General features: G+C 72.3%; 18 protein-coding genes. 13 read left to right on the top strand and 5 right to left on the bottom strand.

Going from position 1 to position 18517, the window contains the following annotated elements; all coding sequences use genetic code 11:
* The first annotated feature begins 2 nt into the window (after positions 1–2).
* The 8 genes from rhaS (at position 3) to ACWDRW_RS29925 (ending at position 7929) form a co-directional block, all read left to right on the top strand.
* Positions 3–1085, top strand: a complete 1083-nt coding sequence (rhaS, locus tag ACWDRW_RS29960) for a rhamnose ABC transporter substrate-binding protein (RefSeq protein WP_451728214.1) — start codon at positions 3–5, stop codon at positions 1083–1085.
* 17 nt (positions 1086–1102) lie between these two features.
* Entirely contained in the window at positions 1103–1423 is a 321-nt protein-coding gene (locus ACWDRW_RS29955) for an L-rhamnose mutarotase (RefSeq protein WP_451728213.1), read from the top strand.
* 15 nt (positions 1424–1438) lie between these two features.
* Positions 1439–2857 (top strand): BNR repeat-containing protein, encoded by a 1419-nt coding sequence (locus ACWDRW_RS29950; RefSeq protein WP_451728211.1) that lies wholly within the window; start codon positions 1439–1441, stop codon positions 2855–2857.
* Positions 2858–2960: 103 nt separating this feature from the next.
* Positions 2961–3986: a LacI family DNA-binding transcriptional regulator gene (locus ACWDRW_RS29945; RefSeq protein WP_451728208.1), complete on the top strand. Its 1026-nt coding sequence runs from the start codon at positions 2961–2963 to the stop codon at positions 3984–3986.
* A 101-nt stretch (positions 3987–4087) separates the two neighbouring features.
* Positions 4088–5389: an alpha/beta fold hydrolase gene (locus ACWDRW_RS29940; protein ID WP_451728205.1), complete on the top strand. Its 1302-nt coding sequence runs from the start codon at positions 4088–4090 to the stop codon at positions 5387–5389.
* A 35-nt stretch (positions 5390–5424) separates the two neighbouring features.
* Positions 5425–6168 carry a PIG-L deacetylase family protein gene (locus ACWDRW_RS29935; RefSeq protein WP_451728202.1) on the top strand — a complete coding sequence of 248 codons (744 nt, stop codon included), beginning with the start codon at positions 5425–5427 and terminating at the stop codon, positions 6166–6168.
* Positions 6165–7067, top strand: a complete 903-nt coding sequence (gene sigJ / locus ACWDRW_RS29930) for an RNA polymerase sigma factor SigJ (protein WP_451728199.1) — start codon at positions 6165–6167, stop codon at positions 7065–7067. Before ACWDRW_RS29935 ends, sigJ begins: the two co-directional genes overlap by 4 nt.
* Before the next feature lie 31 nt (positions 7068–7098).
* Entirely contained in the window at positions 7099–7929 is an 831-nt protein-coding gene (locus tag ACWDRW_RS29925; RefSeq protein WP_451728197.1) for a pentapeptide repeat-containing protein, read from the top strand.
* Between the two features lie 100 nt (positions 7930–8029).
* On the opposite strand, the gene ACWDRW_RS29920 is transcribed toward ACWDRW_RS29925, so the two are convergent.
* Positions 8030–9598: a cytochrome P450 gene (locus ACWDRW_RS29920; protein ID WP_451728194.1), complete on the bottom strand. Its 1569-nt coding sequence runs from the start codon at positions 9596–9598 to the stop codon at positions 8030–8032.
* Between the two features lie 109 nt (positions 9599–9707).
* Between ACWDRW_RS29920 and ACWDRW_RS29915 the strand changes: the two genes are divergently transcribed.
* The gene (locus ACWDRW_RS29915) at positions 9708–10319 is read left to right on the top strand and encodes a TetR/AcrR family transcriptional regulator (RefSeq protein ID WP_451728191.1); all 612 of its coding nucleotides are present in this window, start codon (positions 9708–9710) and stop codon (positions 10317–10319) included.
* 106 nt (positions 10320–10425) lie between these two features.
* Entirely contained in the window at positions 10426–11151 is a 726-nt protein-coding gene (locus ACWDRW_RS29910; RefSeq protein WP_451728188.1) for a DUF2470 domain-containing protein, read from the top strand.
* On the opposite strand, the gene ACWDRW_RS29905 is transcribed toward ACWDRW_RS29910, so the two are convergent.
* The 4 genes from ACWDRW_RS29905 to ACWDRW_RS29890 all read right to left on the bottom strand — a co-directional run bounded on the left by ACWDRW_RS29905 (position 11119) and on the right by ACWDRW_RS29890 (position 15449).
* Positions 11119–12321: a lactonase family protein gene (locus tag ACWDRW_RS29905; RefSeq protein WP_451728186.1), complete on the bottom strand. Its 1203-nt coding sequence runs from the start codon at positions 12319–12321 to the stop codon at positions 11119–11121. The genes ACWDRW_RS29910 and ACWDRW_RS29905 overlap by 33 nt on opposite strands.
* Positions 12322–12396: 75 nt before the next feature.
* On the bottom strand, positions 12397–13437 hold the full coding sequence (locus ACWDRW_RS29900; protein WP_451728183.1) for a hypothetical protein: 1041 nt from the start codon (positions 13435–13437) through the stop codon (positions 12397–12399).
* Between the two features lie 32 nt (positions 13438–13469).
* Positions 13470–14711: an FUSC family protein gene (locus ACWDRW_RS29895; protein ID WP_451728180.1), complete on the bottom strand. Its 1242-nt coding sequence runs from the start codon at positions 14709–14711 to the stop codon at positions 13470–13472.
* A gap of 243 nt (positions 14712–14954) precedes the next feature.
* Positions 14955–15449, bottom strand: coding sequence for an FBP domain-containing protein (locus tag ACWDRW_RS29890; protein WP_451728177.1), 495 nt, complete (start codon positions 15447–15449; stop codon positions 14955–14957).
* Positions 15450–15692: 243 nt separating this feature from the next.
* On the opposite strand from ACWDRW_RS29890, the gene ACWDRW_RS29885 reads away from it, so the two are divergent.
* From ACWDRW_RS29885 to ACWDRW_RS29875, 3 genes are all read left to right on the top strand, one after another.
* Positions 15693–16661, top strand: a complete 969-nt coding sequence (locus tag ACWDRW_RS29885; RefSeq protein ID WP_451728175.1) for a phosphotransferase family protein — start codon at positions 15693–15695, stop codon at positions 16659–16661.
* Positions 16662–16714: 53 nt separating this feature from the next.
* Positions 16715–18004 carry an ROK family protein gene (locus tag ACWDRW_RS29880; protein WP_451728172.1) on the top strand — a complete coding sequence of 430 codons (1290 nt, stop codon included), beginning with the start codon at positions 16715–16717 and terminating at the stop codon, positions 18002–18004.
* A gap of 66 nt (positions 18005–18070) precedes the next feature.
* Entirely contained in the window at positions 18071–18292 is a 222-nt protein-coding gene (locus ACWDRW_RS29875) for a hypothetical protein (RefSeq protein ID WP_451728170.1), read from the top strand.
* Positions 18293–18517: the final 225 nt, after the last annotated feature.

Here is an 18517-nt window from a genome sequence, read left to right as displayed (position 1 = left end):
CCATGCGTAAGTCATCCGTCCGGCGTGCCTCCACACTGCTCGCCGCCGTCACCTCCCTCACCCTCGCCCTCACCGCCTGTGGCGGCACCACCAAGGAGGACGTCGCCAAGGAGGACGCCTCCGCCGCGACCGCCGGCAAGGCCGACCCCAATGCCGAGCTGAAGAAGGGGCTGACCGTCGGGTTCCTGCCCAAGCAGGTCAACAACCCCTACTTCACCTCCGCCGACAAGGGCGGTGAGGCGGCGCTCAAGGAGCTGGGGAACAGCTACAAGGAGGTCGGGCCGTCCAGCGCCACCGACACCGCGGGACAGGTGAGCTACGTCAACACGCTCACCCAGCAGCAGGTCGACGCGATGGCCGTGTCCGCGCAGGACCCCGGCGCCCTGTGCACCGCGCTCAAGCAGGCCATGAAGAACGACATCAAGGTCGTCACCTACGACTCCGACACCAAGGCCGACTGCCGCAACGCCTTCGTCTCGCAGGCCTCCGCCGAGGACCTCGGCCGTACCGAGGTGCAGCTGCTCGCCGAGCAGATCGGCTACAAGGGCGAGATCGCGATCCTGTCGGCCGCGCAGACCGCGACCAACCAGAACACCTGGATCGAGTTCATGAAGGACGAGCTCAAGGATCCGAAGTACAAGGACATGAAGCTGGTGAAGGTCGCGTACGGCAACGACGACGCGCAGGCGTCCTTCCAGCAGACCCAGGGCCTGCTCCAGGAGTACCCGAATCTGAAGGGGATCATCTCCCCGACGACCGTCGGCATCAAGGCCGCCGCCCAGTACCTGTCGGGCTCGAAGTACAAGGGCAAGGTCAAGCTGACCGGTCTCGGCACCCCGAACGACATGCGCAAGTACGTCAAGAACGGCACCGTCGAGGCGTTCGAGCTGTGGGACCCGGCCAAGCTCGGCGAGCTGGCCGCCCGTACCGCCGTGGCGCTGGTGTCCGGGCAGATCACCGGCAAGGAGGGCGAGACGTTCACCGCCGGTGACATGGGCGAGTACACGATCGGCAAGGACGGCGTGATCAGCCTGGGCAAGCCGACCGTGTTCGACGCCAAGAACATCGACCAGTACGACTTCTGAGCTCCAGGGGGCTGTTGATGCAGCGCGTGTGCTTTCTGCTGAAGGTCCGGGCGGACCGTCTCGACGAGTACCGCGAGCGGCATGCCGCCGTATGGCCGGAGATGCTCGGCGCGCTCTCGGCCACGGGCTGGCACAACTACTCGCTCTTCCTGCGCGAAGACGGCCTGCTGGTCGGCTACTTGGAGACCGAGGACTTCGCCGCGGCCCGGGCCGGCATGGAGGCCACCGAGGTCAACGCCCGCTGGCAGGCGGAGATGGCGCCGTTCTTCGAGTCGCTGGACGGCGCCCGACCCGACGCATCGATGAAACCCCTCACCGAAGTCTTCCATCTAGCCTGAACCGGAGCCGAGTTCATGAGAAGACGCACTGTGCTGGCCACCGCGCTGCTGGCCACCGCTGCCGCCCCGGGTACGGCGCGGGCCGCCGGCCCCGGACCCTCCGTCACCCTCACCGGCACCACCACGCTCGACTCACAGGCCGTCTTCTTCGTCTCCTACGACGGCCTGGTCAACAACAACTCCTTCCAGAAGAACGGCCTGCTGACCTGCAAGGGCTACCAGTACGCGGCCTGGTACACCGCCGACCGCAACGCCGTCGTCGGCCGCCGTGCCCTCGGCGCCACCGCCTGGTCCACGGTCGAGGTCGGGCACACGCTCCGCTACAACGACTCCCACAACGTCATCTCCATGGGTGTCTCGCGGACCGACGGCCGACTGCACCTCAACATGGACTCGCACAGCGACGGCTTCACCTACGTCAAGTCGGTCGCCGGACTGCTGGACAACCCGGCCGGGCTGTCGTGGACCGCGAGCCGCTTCGGCGCGCCCCAGCCCACCCTGGACGGCCTGACCCTGACGAGCCAGTTCACCTACCCCCAGTTCATCGCCACCCCCGAGGGTCGCCTTCAGCTCAGCTACCGGGTCGGCGTCTCCGGCAACGGCCGCAACGCCCTTGCGGAGTACGACGGTTCGACGTGGACCGCGCTGGGGGAGTGGACGTCGTCCACCGGGACGTACAGCAGCGAGCACGGCTCCTCGGCCGTCCGGAACATGTATCTGCACGGCATCGACTACGACCGCAAGGGGCGCCTGCACTCCTTCTTCACCTGGCGCGAGCAGAACGGCGCCGTGATGTGCGACGGCGGCGGCATCACCAACCACGACACCGGCTATGTCTACTCCGACGACCGCGGTCGGACCTGGCGCACCGACGCGGGCACGGTCGTCGGCACCACGGGCGGCTCCGACAAGGTGGCGGTCACCGACGGCGGCCTGGTGATCGACTCGCTCAATCCGGACCACTCGCTCATGAACCAGGAGAGCCAGTTCACCGACTCGACCGGTCTGCCACACGCGATCATTAGTTACGTACCCGGTCGATTCGGTCAGTGCACGACCGACTACGTCGCCGACCGCACCGCCAACGGCCGCGCCTTCCACGTCCGCAAGAACGCCTCGGGCCGTTGGCAGAAGAGCGAGATCCCGGTCCCGCTGAACTCCAGCCAGCGCACCAAGCTGGTCCTGGACAAGTACGACAACGCCTATGCGATCTTCCCGTTCGGCCGGATCGCCGGCGCCTCCCAGGCGTCCGGCCACACCGACTGGACACTGCTCTACGACGGCGTCGCCGCCGGGCTGAACGCCTTCGGCGAGGTCGTGATCGACGAGACCCGCATCGCGCAGGACGACACCCTGTCGGTGATGTACCAGGTCAGGTCCACCGGTACGACCCCCTCGGCGCTCCGCGTCGTCGACTTCCGGCTGCCCGCCTGATCGCGGCCGTGGCCGTTCGACCGATGCCGTCGAAGGGCGGTCTGACGGTAATGTGAAGGCCGTCCCGCCCGCCGCCCCTCGTTCCTCTGGAGGTCCCTGCCTGATGGCCCAGTCGGTGGGTATCAAGGACGTCGCCCGTGCCGCCGGAGTCTCCGTCGGCACGGTCTCGAACGTCATCAACCGCCCGGACACGGTCGCCACCGAGACCCGGGCACGGGTGCTGTCGGCGATCGACCGGCTGGGCTACGTCCGCAGCGAGTCCGCACGCCAACTGCGCGCGGGCCGCAGCCGGATCATGGGGCTGCTCGTCCTCGACATGGGCAACCCCTTCTTCGTCGACGTGGCGCGCGGCGCCGAGCGGGCCGCACGCGAGGCGGGACTCGGCGTGATGGTCTGCAACAGCGCGCAGAACGCCGCGGAGGAGGCCGACTATCTGTCGCTCTTCGCCGAGCAGCGGGTGCGCGGGGTGCTGCTGACCCCGGCGGACGCCACCGGGCGCAACATCGAGACGTTCCGTCGGCACAACATCCCCTTCGTCCTCGTCGACCGGGTCGCCGAGGGCACCACGGAGTGCTCGGTCTCCGTCGACGACGTCGCGGGCGGCGCGCTCGCCGTGCGCCACCTCGTGGACGCCGGGCACCGCTCCCTCGCGTACGTCAGCGGCCCGCCCAGCCTGAACCAGGTCCGCGACCGCCGTACCGGCGCGCTGTCCGCGCTCGCCGAGGCCGGGCTCGGCCCCGAGGTGCTGCGCGAGCTGCCCACCGAGCGGCTCGACGTCGCCGCGGGCCGGGACGCGGGCGCCCGCCTCCTCGGCCTCGCCGATCGCCCCACCGCCGTGTTCTGCGCCAACGACCTGCTCGCCCTCGGCGTTCTGCAGGCGATGTACGCGGCCGGCGTCAGCGTCCCCGACGACCTCGCCATCGTCGGCTACGACGACATCGAGTTCGCCGCCGCCGCGGCCGTCCCCCTGACCTCGGTACGGCAGCCCGCCGTCACCATGGGCGCCCTGGCGGCCGAGCTGCTCCTGGAGGAGACCGAGGGCGAGGGCGGCGCACGGGCGCACGAGCACCGGCGGGTCGTGCTCCAGCCCGAGCTGGTGGTACGGCGCTCCAGTCTCTCGGCCCGCTGATCCGGCGTTCAGTACGATTTCATGATCCCGGGGATCGGATATCGGACGCACATGTGCTGAACTGGGACGCGCCTGAACATCCGTCCGTCCCGGGAGCCCTGTTGACCGCGACCTACCGCCAGCCCGGCGTCGTCCTCACCGACCGCCACTTCACCGTGCCCCTCGACCACGACGACCCGGCGGGGGAGAGCATCGAGCTCTACGCCCGTGAGGTCGTCGCCGGTGACCGGGTGCACCAGAACCTGCCGTGGCTGGTCTACCTCCAGGGCGGCCCCGGCTTCGGGGCGAACCGGTTCGTCGGCAAGCAGGCCTGGCTCGGCCGTGCTCTGAAGGAGTACCGCGTCCTCCTCCTCGACCAGCGCGGCACCGGACACTCCACGCCCGCCAACCGCCAGACGCTCCCGCTGCGCGGCGGACCCGCCGCGCAGGCCGACTACCTCACGCACTTCCGCGCCGACTCGATCGTCCGGGACTGCGAGGCGATCCGCCCGGCCGTCACCGGCGGTGCCCCGTGGACCGTCCTCGGCCAGAGCTTCGGCGGCTTCTGCGCGGTCAACTATCTCTCCACCGCCCCCGAGGGCCTGGCCGCCGCGGTCGTCACCGGCGGCCTGCCCTCACTCGACGCGCACGCGGACGAGGTCTACCGCGCCGCCTACCCGCGCATCGAGCGCAAGGTCACCGCGCACTACGCCCGCTACCCGCAGGACGTGGAGCGGGCCCGCCGCATCGCCGACCACCTGCTGAGCCACGAGGTCGTGCTCGCCAACGGCTACCGCCTCACGGCGGAGGCCTTCCAGTCGCTCGGCATCCTCCTCGGCGGCGGCGAGGGCAGCCACCGCCTGCACTACCTCCTGGAGCACGCCTTCGTCCGCGCCGCCCAGGGCATGACCCTCTCCGACGCCTTCCAGGAAGAGGTCCAGGGCCTGCTGTCGTACGCGGGTCACCCGCTCTACGCCCTCGTCCACGAGGCGATCTACGGTCAGGACGCCCGCCCCACGGCCTGGTCGGCCGAACGGGTCCGCGCCGAGTTCCCGCAGTTCGACGCGGCCAAGACCCTCGCGGGCGACGGCCCGTTGCTCTTCACCGGCGAGACCATCCACCCCTGGATGTTCGACTGCGACCCGGCCCTGCGCCCCCTGCGCGAGACCGCCGAACTCCTCGCCGCGCGCACCGACTGGACACCGCTGTACGACCCGACGCGCCTCGCCGCCAACGAGGTCCCGGCCGCCGCGGCGATCTACCACGACGACATGTACGTCGACACGACCCACTCCCTCGCCACGGCCCGCACGATCCGCGGGCTGCGCACCTGGGTCACCGACGAGTTCGAGCACGACGGCGTGCGCGCGGGCGGCCCCCGGGTGCTCGACCGGCTCCTGGCGCTGACGCGCGACGAATTGTGAGGTCGGCGCGGGGCGCCGCGGGCTAGTCTGCGGACATGACCGAGCCGATGATCACTCAGCTCCGGCCCATGCCCGAGGACTGGCAGCGGGCTCTCGCCGTCGTGGCGCACCCGGACGACCTGGAGTACGGATGCTCGGCGGCCGTCGCCGCCTGGACCGACCAGGGCCGGGAGATCGCCTATGTGCTGGCCACCCGGGGCGAGGCCGGGATCGACACGATGGAGCCCGCCGTGTGCGGTCCGCTGCGGGAGCGGGAGCAGCGGGCCAGCGCGGCGGTGGTGGGGGTGTCGGTGGTGGAGTTCCTCGACCACCGGGACGGCGTCATCGAGTACGGCACGGCCCTGCGCCGGGACATCGCCGCCGCGATCCGCCGCCACCGTCCCGAACTGGTGATCACCCTCAACCACCGGGACACCTGGGGAGGTGTCGCCTGGAACACCCCGGACCATGTCGCGGTGGGCCGGGCCACCCTCGACGCGGCCGGTGACGCCGGCAACCGGTGGATCTTCCCCGAGCTCGTGGAACAGGGGCTCGAACCCTGGAACGGGGTGCGCTGGGTCGCCGTCGCAGGGTCCAGCACGCCCACCCACGCGGTGGACGCCACGCCCGGTCTGGAGCGGGCGGTGCACTCGCTGCTCGAACACCGCGCCTACATCGAGGCGTTGACGGACGAGGACCCGGAGACGTACGTCCGAGGCTTCCTCACCCAGCACGCCACGGCGACGGGGGAGCGGTTCGGCGGGAAGCCCGCGGTGGCCTTCGAGGTGTTCAGCCGGTGACGGCCGGGACGGGGGCCGAGGCGCAGGCGGCGCGGTTCGAGGAGCACCGGGACCACCTCAACGCCGTCGCCTACCGGATGCTGGGATCGCTCGCCGAGGCGGAGGACGCGGTTCAGGAGGCCTGGCTGAGGCTGAGCCGCAGCGACGGCGAGGACATCCGCAATCTCGGCGGCTGGCTGACCACCGTGGTCGGCCGGATCTGCCTGGACATGCTGCGCTCGCGCACCACGCGGCGTGAGGACCCGCTCGACGACACCTTCGTCCCCGACCCCGTGATCCGGCCGCTGTCCCAGGTCGACCCGGAACAGGAAGTGGTCCGGGCCGACACGGTCGGCCTCGCCCTGCTGGTGGTGCTGGAGACGCTGGAGCCCGCCGAGCGGCTGGCGTTCGTGCTGCACGACATGTTCGCCGTGCCCTTCGACGACATCGCGCGGATCGTGGAGCGCACCCCGGCCGCCACCCGGCAGCTCGCCAGCCGGGCCCGGCGCCGGGTCCAGGGGGCCACGCCGTCCGCCGAGCCCGACCTCGCACAACAGCGCAAGGTCCTCGACGCGTTCATGGCGGCCTGCCGGGCCGGGGACTTCGACGCCCTGCTCGAAGTCCTCGACCCCGAGATCGTGCTGCGCGCCGACTCCGGGGCGCTGGTCGGCGGGGTGGCGGCCTCGAAGCTGGTGCGCGGGGCGCGGCCCGTGGCCGAACAGGCCATGCTGTTCAGCGAGTTCGCGCAGCACGCCCGGTTCGTGCTGGTCAACGGCGAGCTCGGCATGCTGAACGCGCCCGGCGGCAAGCTGATGTCGGTCACCGGCCTCACCGTCGCCGACGGCCGGATCACCGGCATGTACATCCTGGCCGACCCCGCGCGGCTGCACCGGCTGGAGCTGCCTGACCTGGGGGAGTGAGCGGCGCACAGGCGCCCGTAGGCTGGTCGGTATGCGAGACCTCACCCTCGACCCGGCCGGCCTGCGCGGCGACTGCGCGAACTGCTTCGGGCTGTGCTGCGTCGCCCTGCCGTTCGCGGCCTCGGCCGACTTCGCGGTCGACAAGCAGGCCGGTACGCCCTGCCGCAACCTGCGGGACGACCACCGCTGCGGCATCCACGCCCGGCTGCGGCAGCAGGGCTTCACCGGCTGCACGGTCTACGACTGCTTCGGCGCCGGCCAGCGGGTCTCGCAGGTCACCTTCGGCGGGCGGGACTGGCGCGCCGGGCCCGCCGAGGACGCGCGGCGCATGTTCGACGTGTTCCCGGTCGTGCGCCAGCTGCACGAGCTGCTCTGGTACCTGGCCGAGGCGCTGACCCTGCCCGCCGCCCGCCCGGTCCACGGTGATCTGCGCGGGCTGTTGAGGAAGACCGAGGAACTCGCCGCGGGCACCCCGGAGGAACTGGCCGGGCTGGATGTGGGTGCGCACCGGCAGCAGGTGGGCGCGCTCCTGACGCGGGCGAGCGAGCTGACGCGGGCGGGTCTGCGCGGTCGGCGCAAGGACCGCCGGGGCGCCGACCTGATGGGCGCCCGCCTCAAGGGCGCGGACCTGCGCGGCATCAGCCTCCGCGGCGCCTACCTGATCGCCGCCGACCTCACCGGCGCGGACCTGCGCGGAGCGGAGCTCCTGGGCGCGGACCTGCGCGACGCCGACCTCACGGACGCGGACCTGACCGACGCCTTCTTCGTCACCCAGCCGCAACTGAACGCGGCCAGGGGGAGCGAGGGGACGAGGCTGCCGGGTCTACTGACGCGCCCCGCGCATTGGACGGCAGGGATCTGAAGGTGCCCGGTGGTGCGGGCGTACGCCTCGGGAGCGCGCCGGGGGCGTGCGGTCCGAGTGGGTGCGGCAGAGGGCTCCGGGGGCAGGCGGGGCGGTCGGGTCAGGGCGCGTGATCTTTCGTCCCCGGTCCCTCGCCTGACTCGCCCACGGGACAGCGTTCCTCCGCTTCGCCCAGGGGGCAACGCTCCTTCGGCTCCGCCTCACCCACCGAGCGACGCCCTTCCGCCTCCGCCTCGACCGGTGCCCGCCGCTCCAACCCCATGCGCAGCCCCTCCGGCATGAGCGTCAGCCGTTCTGTCACACGGAGGCGGTAGCCCGGGTCCGGCCGAAACGTGTACCGGCGCAGCAGCAGGCCCAGGACCAGGGTGGCCTCGTGGAGGGCGAACTGGCGGCCGATGCAGGCCCGGGCGCCGGTGCCCCAGGGCTTGAAGGTGTGCGGGGGCCGGGAGCGTACCGCCTTGGGGTCGAAGCGGTCCGGGTCGAACCGTTCGGCGTCGGCGCCCCACACCTCCGGGTCGCGGTGCAGCATCGGCGTGAGGACCAGTGCCCAGGCACCCCGGCGCATGGGGTGCTCACCGGCCAGGACCGTGTCCTCGCGGGCCTCCCGGGCGAAGGCGGGGGCGGTCGGCCACAGCCGTAGCGACTCGTCCAGGACCCGGCGCAGGTACCGCAGCCTGGCCACCTGGTCGTAGCCGGGCAGGGCCGTGGCGCCCCAGACCCGGTCCACCTCCGCGCGGGCGCGGGCGGCGACGTCCGGGTGCCGGGCGAGGTAGTGGAGGGCGAAGGACAGCGCGCCCGAGGTGGTCTCGTGGCCGGCCACCAGGAAGGTGATGACCTGGCGGCGGACGTTCTCGGGCGAGAGCCGCTCGCCGGTCTCGGGGTGGGCGGTCTGCAGCATCCGGTCGAGCAGATCGCCGTTCCCGCTCGTCGTGCGGCGGGCCCGGACCAGGTCGTCGACCGTGCGGTTGAGATAGGCGATGTCGGCGTCGTTGCGGCGCGCGGACCGCCGGAGGAGGAAGGCCGTGGGGACGGTGTTCAGGCGCTGGGCGTGGGCGAGGGTGCCGATCATCGCCGTCACGAAGGGGTGCGGGCGGGAGCGTTCGAAGGAGCCGAAGTCGTGGCCGAATCCGGTGCGCGCGATGGTCTCCAGGGTCAGCTTGGTCATGTCGCCGGGCACGTCCACCGTGCGGCCGGTGGTGGCGGCGCGGTCCCAGTGGCCGGTGAGCCGGCCGGCCACGTCCAGCATCATCGCGTGGTAGCCCTCCATGGCCTCCCGGCTGAACCCGGGCGCCAGGACGTCGTGCGCGAGCTGCCAGTTGGGTTCGTGGTTGTACGCCGTGAACAGCGCGTCCCCGACGACGGGCCGGAGGTTGGCGATGCCGAGCCCCACATGCTTGGCGAACCGTGTCTCGTCCGCGAGATCGCCCGAGAGACCGGCGCCCCACACGAACACGAACTCCTTGCCGAACGCCTTGCGCCGGAAGATCGGCCCCAGTCGGCGGGCGTGCCGCACCGAGTCCTGCAAGGGCTTGGTCCGGCTCGCGCCCAGGACGTCCCCGAGGAGCGGGACCCGGCCGGGCGGATGCGGGATGCGGTGCAACTCGGGCCAGCCCTGCTCCGCGCTGCGGAACCCCTTGGGCAGCGCGGACCTGGTCGTCGTCTCCGCCATGACGCGATCTCCCTTGATCCTGCGGCAGGTCGAGCGTGTTGTACGTCGGTTCAATAGCGCGGTTTCAGTCTGGTCCGGTTGTTGAACCGGCGTCAAGTAAGGTGCGGACATGAGCGCGAACCAGGGCGAGCGCACCCGGCGCCGGCTCAGCAACGAGGAGCGCAGGGAGCAACTGCTCGCCGTCGGGGCGCGGTTGTTCTCGGAGAGCCCGTACGACGAGGTGTGGATCGAGCAGGTGGCCGAGATCGCCGGTGTCTCGCGCGGGCTGCTCTACCACTACTTCCCGACCAAGCGGGACTTCTTCGCGGCCGTCGTGGACCGCGAGAGCGAGCGCATGCTGCGCATGACCGCCGCCGCGCCCGGCGTTCCGGTACGCGAGCAGCTCACCGCCAACCTCGACACCTACCTGGCGTACGTCGAGGAGCACGCGCACGGCTTCCGGGCCTTCCACCGTGCCGAGGCCTCCGGTGACCGGGCCGTGCGCACGGTCTACCGGCGGGCCCTGGCCGCGCAGGAGAGGCAGATCCTCGCGGCGATGGCCGCCGACCCCGAGTTCGGCCCGGTTCTCGAGCGGCGGCCCCATGCCCGGTATGCCGTGCGGGGCTGGCTGGCGTTCACCACGGCCGTGTGTCTGGAGTGGCTGCGCGGCTCGGAGGAGCTGACCCGGGACGAGGTGCGCGACCTGTGCGCCCGCGCCCTGTTGGGCGTCATCGCACCCTGAGGGAGCCTCGAGTCGTCCAGTGACTCCGCGCACGGTCGCGCGTCATGGTTGGCGTGCGCCCCGATCTTCGATAGGTTAGGCAAGGCTTACCTAAGGAGGTATGGGAATGGGTGACAGCCAGAGCTGGACGGCCACGCCTGCCGCGGCGGAACGCGCCCGGTCGGTACTGGCCACCGCGTGGTCCTGCGCGGTGACCGCGGAGGGCAGCCGGGAGGAGTTCGTCGGCGCGCACACCGTGACCGAGGACGGCCGGGTGCTCCTGCACGTGCCCGAGGACAGCGCGCTGGTGACGGCCGCGATCTGCGCGCCGCGCGGAGAGCCGTCCGCCGTGCTGGAGTTCGCCGACGTCTCGCCCGTCCCCGTGCGCAACCGCATCCGGGCCCGGCTGTGGCTGGCGGGCTGGTTCGCGGCGGAGGAGGGACATCTCGCCTTCCGCCCCACGCGTGTGGTGCTGCGCCGGCCCTGCGGCGCCGTCGTCGTCGACCTGGACGAGTTCGCCGCCGCCTGTCCCGACCCGCTGGCCACCGCCGAGGCCCGGCTGCTGACCCACCTCGCCGACTGCCACTCCGACGCGGTCGAGCGGCTCACCCGCCTCGTCGAGCCCGACAGCCTGCACGGCGCGGTCCGCGTCCAGCCCCTCGCCGTCGACCGGCACGGGCTGACCCTGCGCATCGAGCGCACCCGCGCCCACGGCGACGTACGCCTGCCGTTCCACCGGCCCGCCGACGACGTCGCCCAGCTCACCGAGCGCATGCACGTGCTGCTCGGACAGGCGAGCGCGGCCGCCTGCCCGCGGCCCCTACAGCGGCAGCGCACACACGGCGACGGGTGAGGCGAACGGCTCACCCGCGAGCCGCAGTTCACCGCTGCCGTCGTCGACGTGGAAGACGCTCACGGTGCTCGACCGCTGGTTCGCCGCGAACAGCAGCCCGCCGTCCGGCGAGAGGGCGATCTGGCGCGGGAAGTCCCCGGCCACCGGCACCGTGCCCAGCAGTCTGAGCCGGGCCCCGTCCGCCTCCACCGCGTACCGGGTGAGGCTGTTGTGGCCCCGGTTGGCGAGAAACGCGTACCGCCCGTTCGCCGTCACCAGGATCTGCGCCGGGTAGCTGGTCCCCGATCCGGTCCCTGTGGGCTGCCCGTCGCCGACGGTGATACGGCCGCTCGGGGCGTCGTAGGCGCAGACCGCGACGGTGTTGTCGACCTCGTTGGCGAGATAGGCGTACCGCCCGCCGGGATGGAAGGTCAGATGGCGCGGCCCCGCACCGGGCCGGGCCTGGGCGCGGGCAACCTCGGTGAGCGTGCCCTTCCTCTCGTCGAGGCGGTAGGTGTACACCGTGTCCGTGCCCAGGTCGACGGCGAGGACATGGCCGCCGTCGGGGCTGGTGACGATCTGGTGGGCGTGCGGACCGTCCTGGCCCGGCCCCGGCGCCGGACCGGAGTGCGCGACCAGATCGGTGCGCTCGCCGAGGGCGCCCGAGCCGTCGACGGGATGCACGGCCACACTGCCGGTGCCGTAGTTCGCGCTCAGCAGCCAGCGCCCGCCCGGATGCACCGACAGATGACACGGCGCGGCCCCGCCGGTGCTCCGGCTGCCCAGGACCTTGCGGTCGGCGAGCCGGACGGCGGTCACCGCGCCGTCCTCCCGCTCGTTCACGGCGTACAGGGTGCGGCCGTCCGGATGGAGCGCGAGATAGGACGGATCGGCGACGTCCTTGACCGTGCCCACACCGGTGACCCGACCCGTGGCGGCGTCGTACGAGGCGATGCCGACACCCCGTCCGCCGCCCTCGGCCGAGGTGTACGTGCCCAGATACAGCGGCCGGGGTCCGGTGCGCCGCGCGGCCTCGCGGGAGGCGCTCGGCCCGGGGGACGTCGTCCCCCTGCCCGTCTCCGTGTCCGTGGCCGGTGCCGACGCCTCGTCGCAGGCCGGGAGGGCCGCCGCGGCGGCGGTTCCCGCGAGGGCGCCGACGAACCGGCGCCTGCTCACGCCACCACTGCCCATGTGCCCACCTTCGGGTCGTCCGTCGTCGGGACAGTCACCCTCGCGCGGAGCCGGCGGCGGTTGCAAACTCCCAGGTCACCACTCCCCGTCGTCGACCGGCTTTCCCTTCAGCTGCTTCACCTGGCCCGGCGACGGCGGCGCCCAGGGCTCGTGGTCGTCCCCGAGCCAGTCGCCGACCGGCTTCACCGCCCCCAGGGTGTCCGTGGGGGCGAGGTCCTGCGCCTGGTCGTCGTAGTAGTCGAACCAGGGCAATCCCGCCCGGGTGTACGCGGCGCGGTCCACGGGCGACGGCGGCGGCTCCTCGCCGGTGATGGCGCGCCACTGCGGGGGCGTGACCAGGTGGACGAAGACCCGGCCGGCCGGTTCCTCGGACCAGTCCGTCGCCGGACGGTCGTCCCGGTAGACCTCCTGGCGCATCGAACCGCCCACGCCCAGGCCCATCGCCGGGGCGGACCGGGGGGCGCCCGCCGGAGCGGCCCCGGGTGCGGCGCCCGGAGCGGGCGGCGCCGCCATCGCCATCGGCATCGCCGCGCCGTAACCGCCGGGCGGCGCGGCGAAGGCCCGCGCCTGCTCGGCCCGGCGCCGCTCCTCCTCGCGCCAGCGCGTCAGCGCCGCCTCCCCGAGCGGGAACGTCTGGAACTGGACCCCGCCCCAGACCTCCTCCCCGGTCACCTGGCCCTCCACGGTGGCCCCGAGGCCGAGCGGTACGGCCACGAACTGGCGGACCGTGCCCTTGCCGGAGTTGATCCCGTCCAGCCACGGCTGCCGGGGGAGTACGACGTAGTTCTGCGGGTCCCGGGTCAGCCGGTCGCTCCACGGCTTGCCGGAGACCGCGCACACCTTGCCGACGCCGACCTGGAGGGCGGCGGGCTCGGTGGTGCCGGCGAAGCTCAGCCACATCGCCTCGCGCAGGTACATCGGCAGCATCACCCCGCCGCGCGCCCGCCAGGACTCCGGCACGGTGTCGGGGTAGTCCGCCACCCGCCGCAGCGGGAACTCGCCGAGGCCCGGCGGCAGCGGGTGCGTGCCGGTCTCGGGCAGCCGCAGCGTGCGGACGAACCGCACCGCCACCCCACCCGGCAGCGTCAGTGTGTTCCCGTCGATCCGTACGCTCATCCGCTCGCCCCTCGCCCCTTCGGCTGACTTCGTCACCTAGAACGACGTACGACCGCCAGTCGGTTCCGGCCGGTGCGCACCGTCTCCCGCAGCCGGGTCAGCCGGGGCATGCGCTCACGCTGCTCGCTGGAGACCCGGTCCAGCTCCTCCAGCAGCCGGCGGGAACGGTGCTCGGTGTCCATCTCGTCGAGGATGCGGTTGACCTCGGTCAGCACGGCGCCGTGCAGCTGCCACTGGCGGGCGTCACGCTGGACCTCCTCGAGCAGCAGCTGGGCGAGCTTGTCGCGGGTGGCCGCGGCGTGCCGCAGCTCGTTGGCGAGACGTTCCTCCGCGGACTCGGCGTTCTCGCTGACATGGGCGGTGACCAGCACCGCGAAGCTCACCACGGCATCCGCGATCTCCGACAGCAGCTGCTCCACCGCGGCACCGATCTGCGGTGCGAACAGGGGGTCGGGGTCGCGTTCCTTGGCCAGGTCGGTGAGGGTGCGGGCGAGCACGCGCAGGACGACCGTGCAGATCTCCAGGGTGTCCAGGCCGGTACGCAGCACCACCCGGTGCAGCAGGCCCTCACGCACCCGTGGATTGAGCCGCAGGCTGTCCTCGGCCTGTCTCAGGGCGGCGTCCACCTCGACGATGTCGTGGTCCAGGCGGCGCGCCTCGTGCAGCCGGGCGGCGGCGCGCTCGAAGGGCGTACGGCCCGCGGCCTCCTCGCCCATGCTCAGCATCAACTGGCGGACCCGGCGGGACAGCCCTTCGATGGACTCGCCCGCCTCGCCCACCCACACCGGCGGCGCGAGCAGCACGTTGCAGGCGAGCCCGACCACCGCGCCGATCAGCGTCTCCAGGATCCGCGCCCACGCGGTGTCCCCGACGGTCGTCACACCGAGTACCAGCATCGCGCTGATCGCGACCTCGGGGACGTACTCGTCGACCCGGACCAGATGACCGACGACCAGCGATGCCAGGATCAGCAGGGCCAGACTCCACCAGGTCAGACCCACCAGAAGGCTGAAGGCGATGGCGACGACGACCCCGGCCACCACGGAGTTCACCCGGCGCACGCCGTTGGTGAGCGTCGCGTACAGGGTGACCTGGACGACCAGCAGCGCCGTCAGCGGCGCGGTGAGCGGCGCCTTCTCTGGGCTCAGGTGCAGGGCGATGACGTACGCGACCGTCGCCGCCGCGGTCGAGCGCAGCATCTGGACGACCACGGGGTCCCGTCGCAGCCTCGTCAGCCGCTCCCGCGACACCCGCCACTGTCGTACGTCTAGCATCCTTGCGCCGTTCCCTCTCCTGGTGCAACGAACGTGATCACGGTTCCCCGTGAAGCGGACTGCAACACTCCGCAAGGAGGCCGAGTTGATCGACTCGGGGTCACCTGACGGGAGGCGCGGGCGGGAGGACCGGGGAAACCCCCCGACCTGTGATCATGAAACGGCGGTGGACCGCGTGCGTGGGCCCCGACCCTGTTCATCATCCCCGGCGGCGCGACGTCCGTCCTCTCGGCCGCCGCCGGTTCAGGCGTACAGCTTGTCCAGGAAGGCAGCCAGGTTGCCCACGGTCCGCGCGATCTGCTGCTCCAGCGTGAGGCTCTCCTCGATACGCAGGCCCCAGTCCGGGGTCTTCCGGCCGCGCAGGTAGAGCGAGCACGCGAGGTCGGTGCACATGTAGAGGCCGACGGAGTTGCCCTCGCGGCCGGCCGGGCCCGCCTTGCGGGCGGTCATCAGGGAGACGCCGCCGCCCCGGTGCGTCGTCAGGCACAGCGAGCACATGCTGCGGTGCAGGAATCCGCGCTGCTGGGACGGAAAACGCAGGGTGACCCCGACGAGCCGCCCCTCCCGCTCGGTGACGAGGAAGCTCCGGTCGGGCGCCCCCGGATCTCGCCAGCCCAGAAAGTCCAGGTCGCCCCACGGGAGCCGGTCCAGTTCCCGCGGCACGCTCAGTCGCTTGGCTTCGCCTTTCGAGCAGTTGACGAACGAGTTCCGGATCTCCGGCTCGGTGAGTGCTCGCATGGGTGCCTCCTGGGTTGTCGCCCGTCGCGGGTCGCCTGCCGCTGGTTGCTCACGTAAGGCCTTCGTGTAATGCCTAGGGTTCCTAGGTTTCTCCCTAAGGTTAAAGGTCTTGCTCCGGGAGGGGCCAGTGAATTTCGAGGCCGTCGATTTCGGGGAGGCGTTTCGTACGCTGTACCGCGAGCGCATGCCCGGCCGGACGGTACCTGGAGGACGCCGGCCGGCCGAGAGGGGAAGGGGCGGGGCGTGGGGGCGGAGTCGTGGGAGCGGGCCCGGCGGATTCTGGGGGCGGCGGGGTTCGATCCCGGCGAGCTCACTGGCGTCCGCCCATTGACCGGTGGGACCTACAACACCGTGGAGGAGTTGCTGCTCGGCGACGGCAGCCGGTACGTGCTGAAGGTGCCGCCCTCGGAGGACGTGCCGGGGATGCGGCACGAACGGGCACTGCTGGTCGCCGAGGCGGAGTTCTACCGGGGGGCCGCCACCGTCGGGGTGGCCGCTCCGCGCGTCGTTGCCGCCACCACGCGGGAGTTGTTGATGACGACCTGCCCCGGGAAGGCCTGGGACGAGTCGCCCAGCGAGGTCGAACAACAGGCCCTGCGAAGCGAGTTGGGGCGTCAGGTGGCCCGACTGCACCGCGTCGGTGGGCCGGGGTTCGGTTATCCGTCCGGTGCTCTCGGTCCGCTCGCCGCCGACTGGCGGACCGCCTTCACCGGCATGCTCGACGCCGTCCTCGACGACGCCCGCCGCTACCGCCCCTGGCTGCCCCGGTCCGTCGAGGAGACCGCCGGGACACTCCGCAGCGCCTACTCCTGCCTCGACGACGTGACCGTCCCGTCCCTGGTCCACTTCGACCTCTGGCCGGGGAACATCCTGGTGGACGACTCCACCGGCACGCCCCGGATCGGCGGGCTGATCGACGGGGAGCGCATGTTCTGGGGCGACCCGGTCGCCGACTTCGTCTCGCTGGCTCTGCTGGGGGACATCGAGAAGGACACGGCGTTCCTCGGTGGCTATCGGCAGGAGGGAGGGTTGGTCGAGTTCGACGGGCCCACCCGGCTCCGGCTCGCCCTCTACCGCGCCTACCTCTACCTGATCATGCTCACCGAGACGGTCCCGCGCGCCGTCGACGGGGGGCGGCTGCGCTGGGCGCGGGAGGTCGTGGGACCGGAGCTGGTGGCCGCGCTGGACGAGATCGCGGGCTTCAGCCGCTGACCCGGTATCTTCCAGGACGTCCAGATCGGACGGCGTGTCGACAGGGGGAGCCAATGGTGGGGCGGAACAGGCGCACGGTACGCGATCTTCGGCGGGCCAATCGCTCGGCCGTCCTGCAGCGCCTCTACTTCGACGGGCCCCTCAGCCGTTTCGAGCTCGGGCCGGCCACGGGGCTCAGCTCCGGTTCGGTCAGCAACGTCGTCGCCGACCTGCTCGCCGACGGTGTGCTCGAGGAAGCGGGCAACGTCGACTCCGACGGCGGCCGGCCCCGCACCCTGCTCAGGGTGGCACCCGGCAGCGGCCACATGATCGGTGTGGACGTGGGGGAGACCCGGGTGCGCGTGGAGCTGTTCGACCTCGCGCTCACCGAACTCGCCCGCGCCGAGAGGTTGCTGGGTGCCGAGGGGTACGAGGTCGACGTCGTCGTCGGACACATCCGTGACGCCGTCACCGAGGTGCTCGGCGCCGCCGACCTCGCTCCGGACCGGCTGCTCGGGGTCGGCATCGGCGTCCCCGGGATCGTCGAGCGCACCGAGGACCGTGGAGCCGTGGTGCACGGTCAGACCATCGGCTGGGACGCCGTGGCGCTGGAGTCACTGCTCCGGGAGCGCTGCGAACTGCCCACGAGCGTGCCCTGCTTCATCGACAACGGCGCCCGCACCCTCGGCCAGGCGGAGATGTGGTTCGGGGCGGGCCGCGGTGCGCACAGCGCGATCGTCGTGCTGATCGGCTCGGGGGTGGGCGCGTGTGTCGTCACTCCGGAGGCGGAGGACGGGCGGGCGGTCGAAGGGGGGCATCTGACGGTACGGGTCGGGGGACGCCGGTGCCGGTGCGGGGCGCTCGGTTGCCTGGAGGCGTACGCCGGGGCGGAGGCGTTGCTGGAGCGGTGGCGTGAGGCGGGTGGACGTCCGCCGGAGGGCGCCGACCAGGAGAGCGCCCTGACCGCGCTGGTCGCCGCCGCGTACCCGGCGGACGGGGCCGAGCCCGAGCCCGCGGCGCGGGTTCTCCTCGACGAGACCGCCGAGTACATCGGGGCCGGGCTGTCCGACCTGATCAATCTGTTCCAGCCCGAGCGCATCCTGATCGGGGGATGGGCGGGGCTGCGGCTCGGGCCCGCGCTGCTGGCGGACGTACGGCGGCACGCGGGCGCGTACGCGCTGCGGTACCCCGCGGAGCGGGTCGCGATCGACCTCGGCGGGCTGGGGCCCGACGCGGTGACCGTCGGGGCGGCGATTCTTCCGCTGGCCGACTTCTTCGCCCACGGGGGGCGCCGTGCCGAACCCGCGCCCGAGGGGCCGCAGCCTGCCTGGCGGGCGGCGCTGGAGGAGCGGGCGCCCCGGTGACGTTTCGCGCCGGGGGCGGGAGGTACTCGCGTGAGGCCTCTGGTGACGCGAGGGAAGGAGGACGCCGTGACCGACCGGAACAGTGAGCCGGTCCCCAGGGATCTGCCGGATCAGCAGGCCGGTGAGGGTGAGGACCCATGGGACATCGATGTGGATCCTGAGCCCTCGGAAGAGGACCGGGGTGGTGAGGTGCCGGACGCGGACGAGGCGGGTTCGGCGCGGAAGGGCTCCGCCGAAGGGGCGAATGTCCATCCGGAACATCCGACGCCGGAGGAGCCTTCGGCCTGACGCCTGCCTCTGGGTGCGGGGGAGTGTCGCTCGCCCGCGCCCGAGGGGCGCCGCCCGCCAAGACACGACAGCCCGTGGCGGCCTGACCAGGCCGGCCGCGCGGTTCCGCCCCCAGTCGGCTCCCCCGGCACTAGTGCCGCGTCAGGCAACGTTCGCCCCGTCGCGACGCCCGGCACGCACTCTCGCCGCACCGGGCACAAGCCCAAGTACGTCCAGTACGAGGGC

The organism is Streptomyces sp. NPDC003635 (assembly GCF_053587635.1).
The sequence above is the reverse complement of the archived record's forward strand: the minus strand, read 5'-3'. Positions and strand labels throughout refer to the sequence as shown.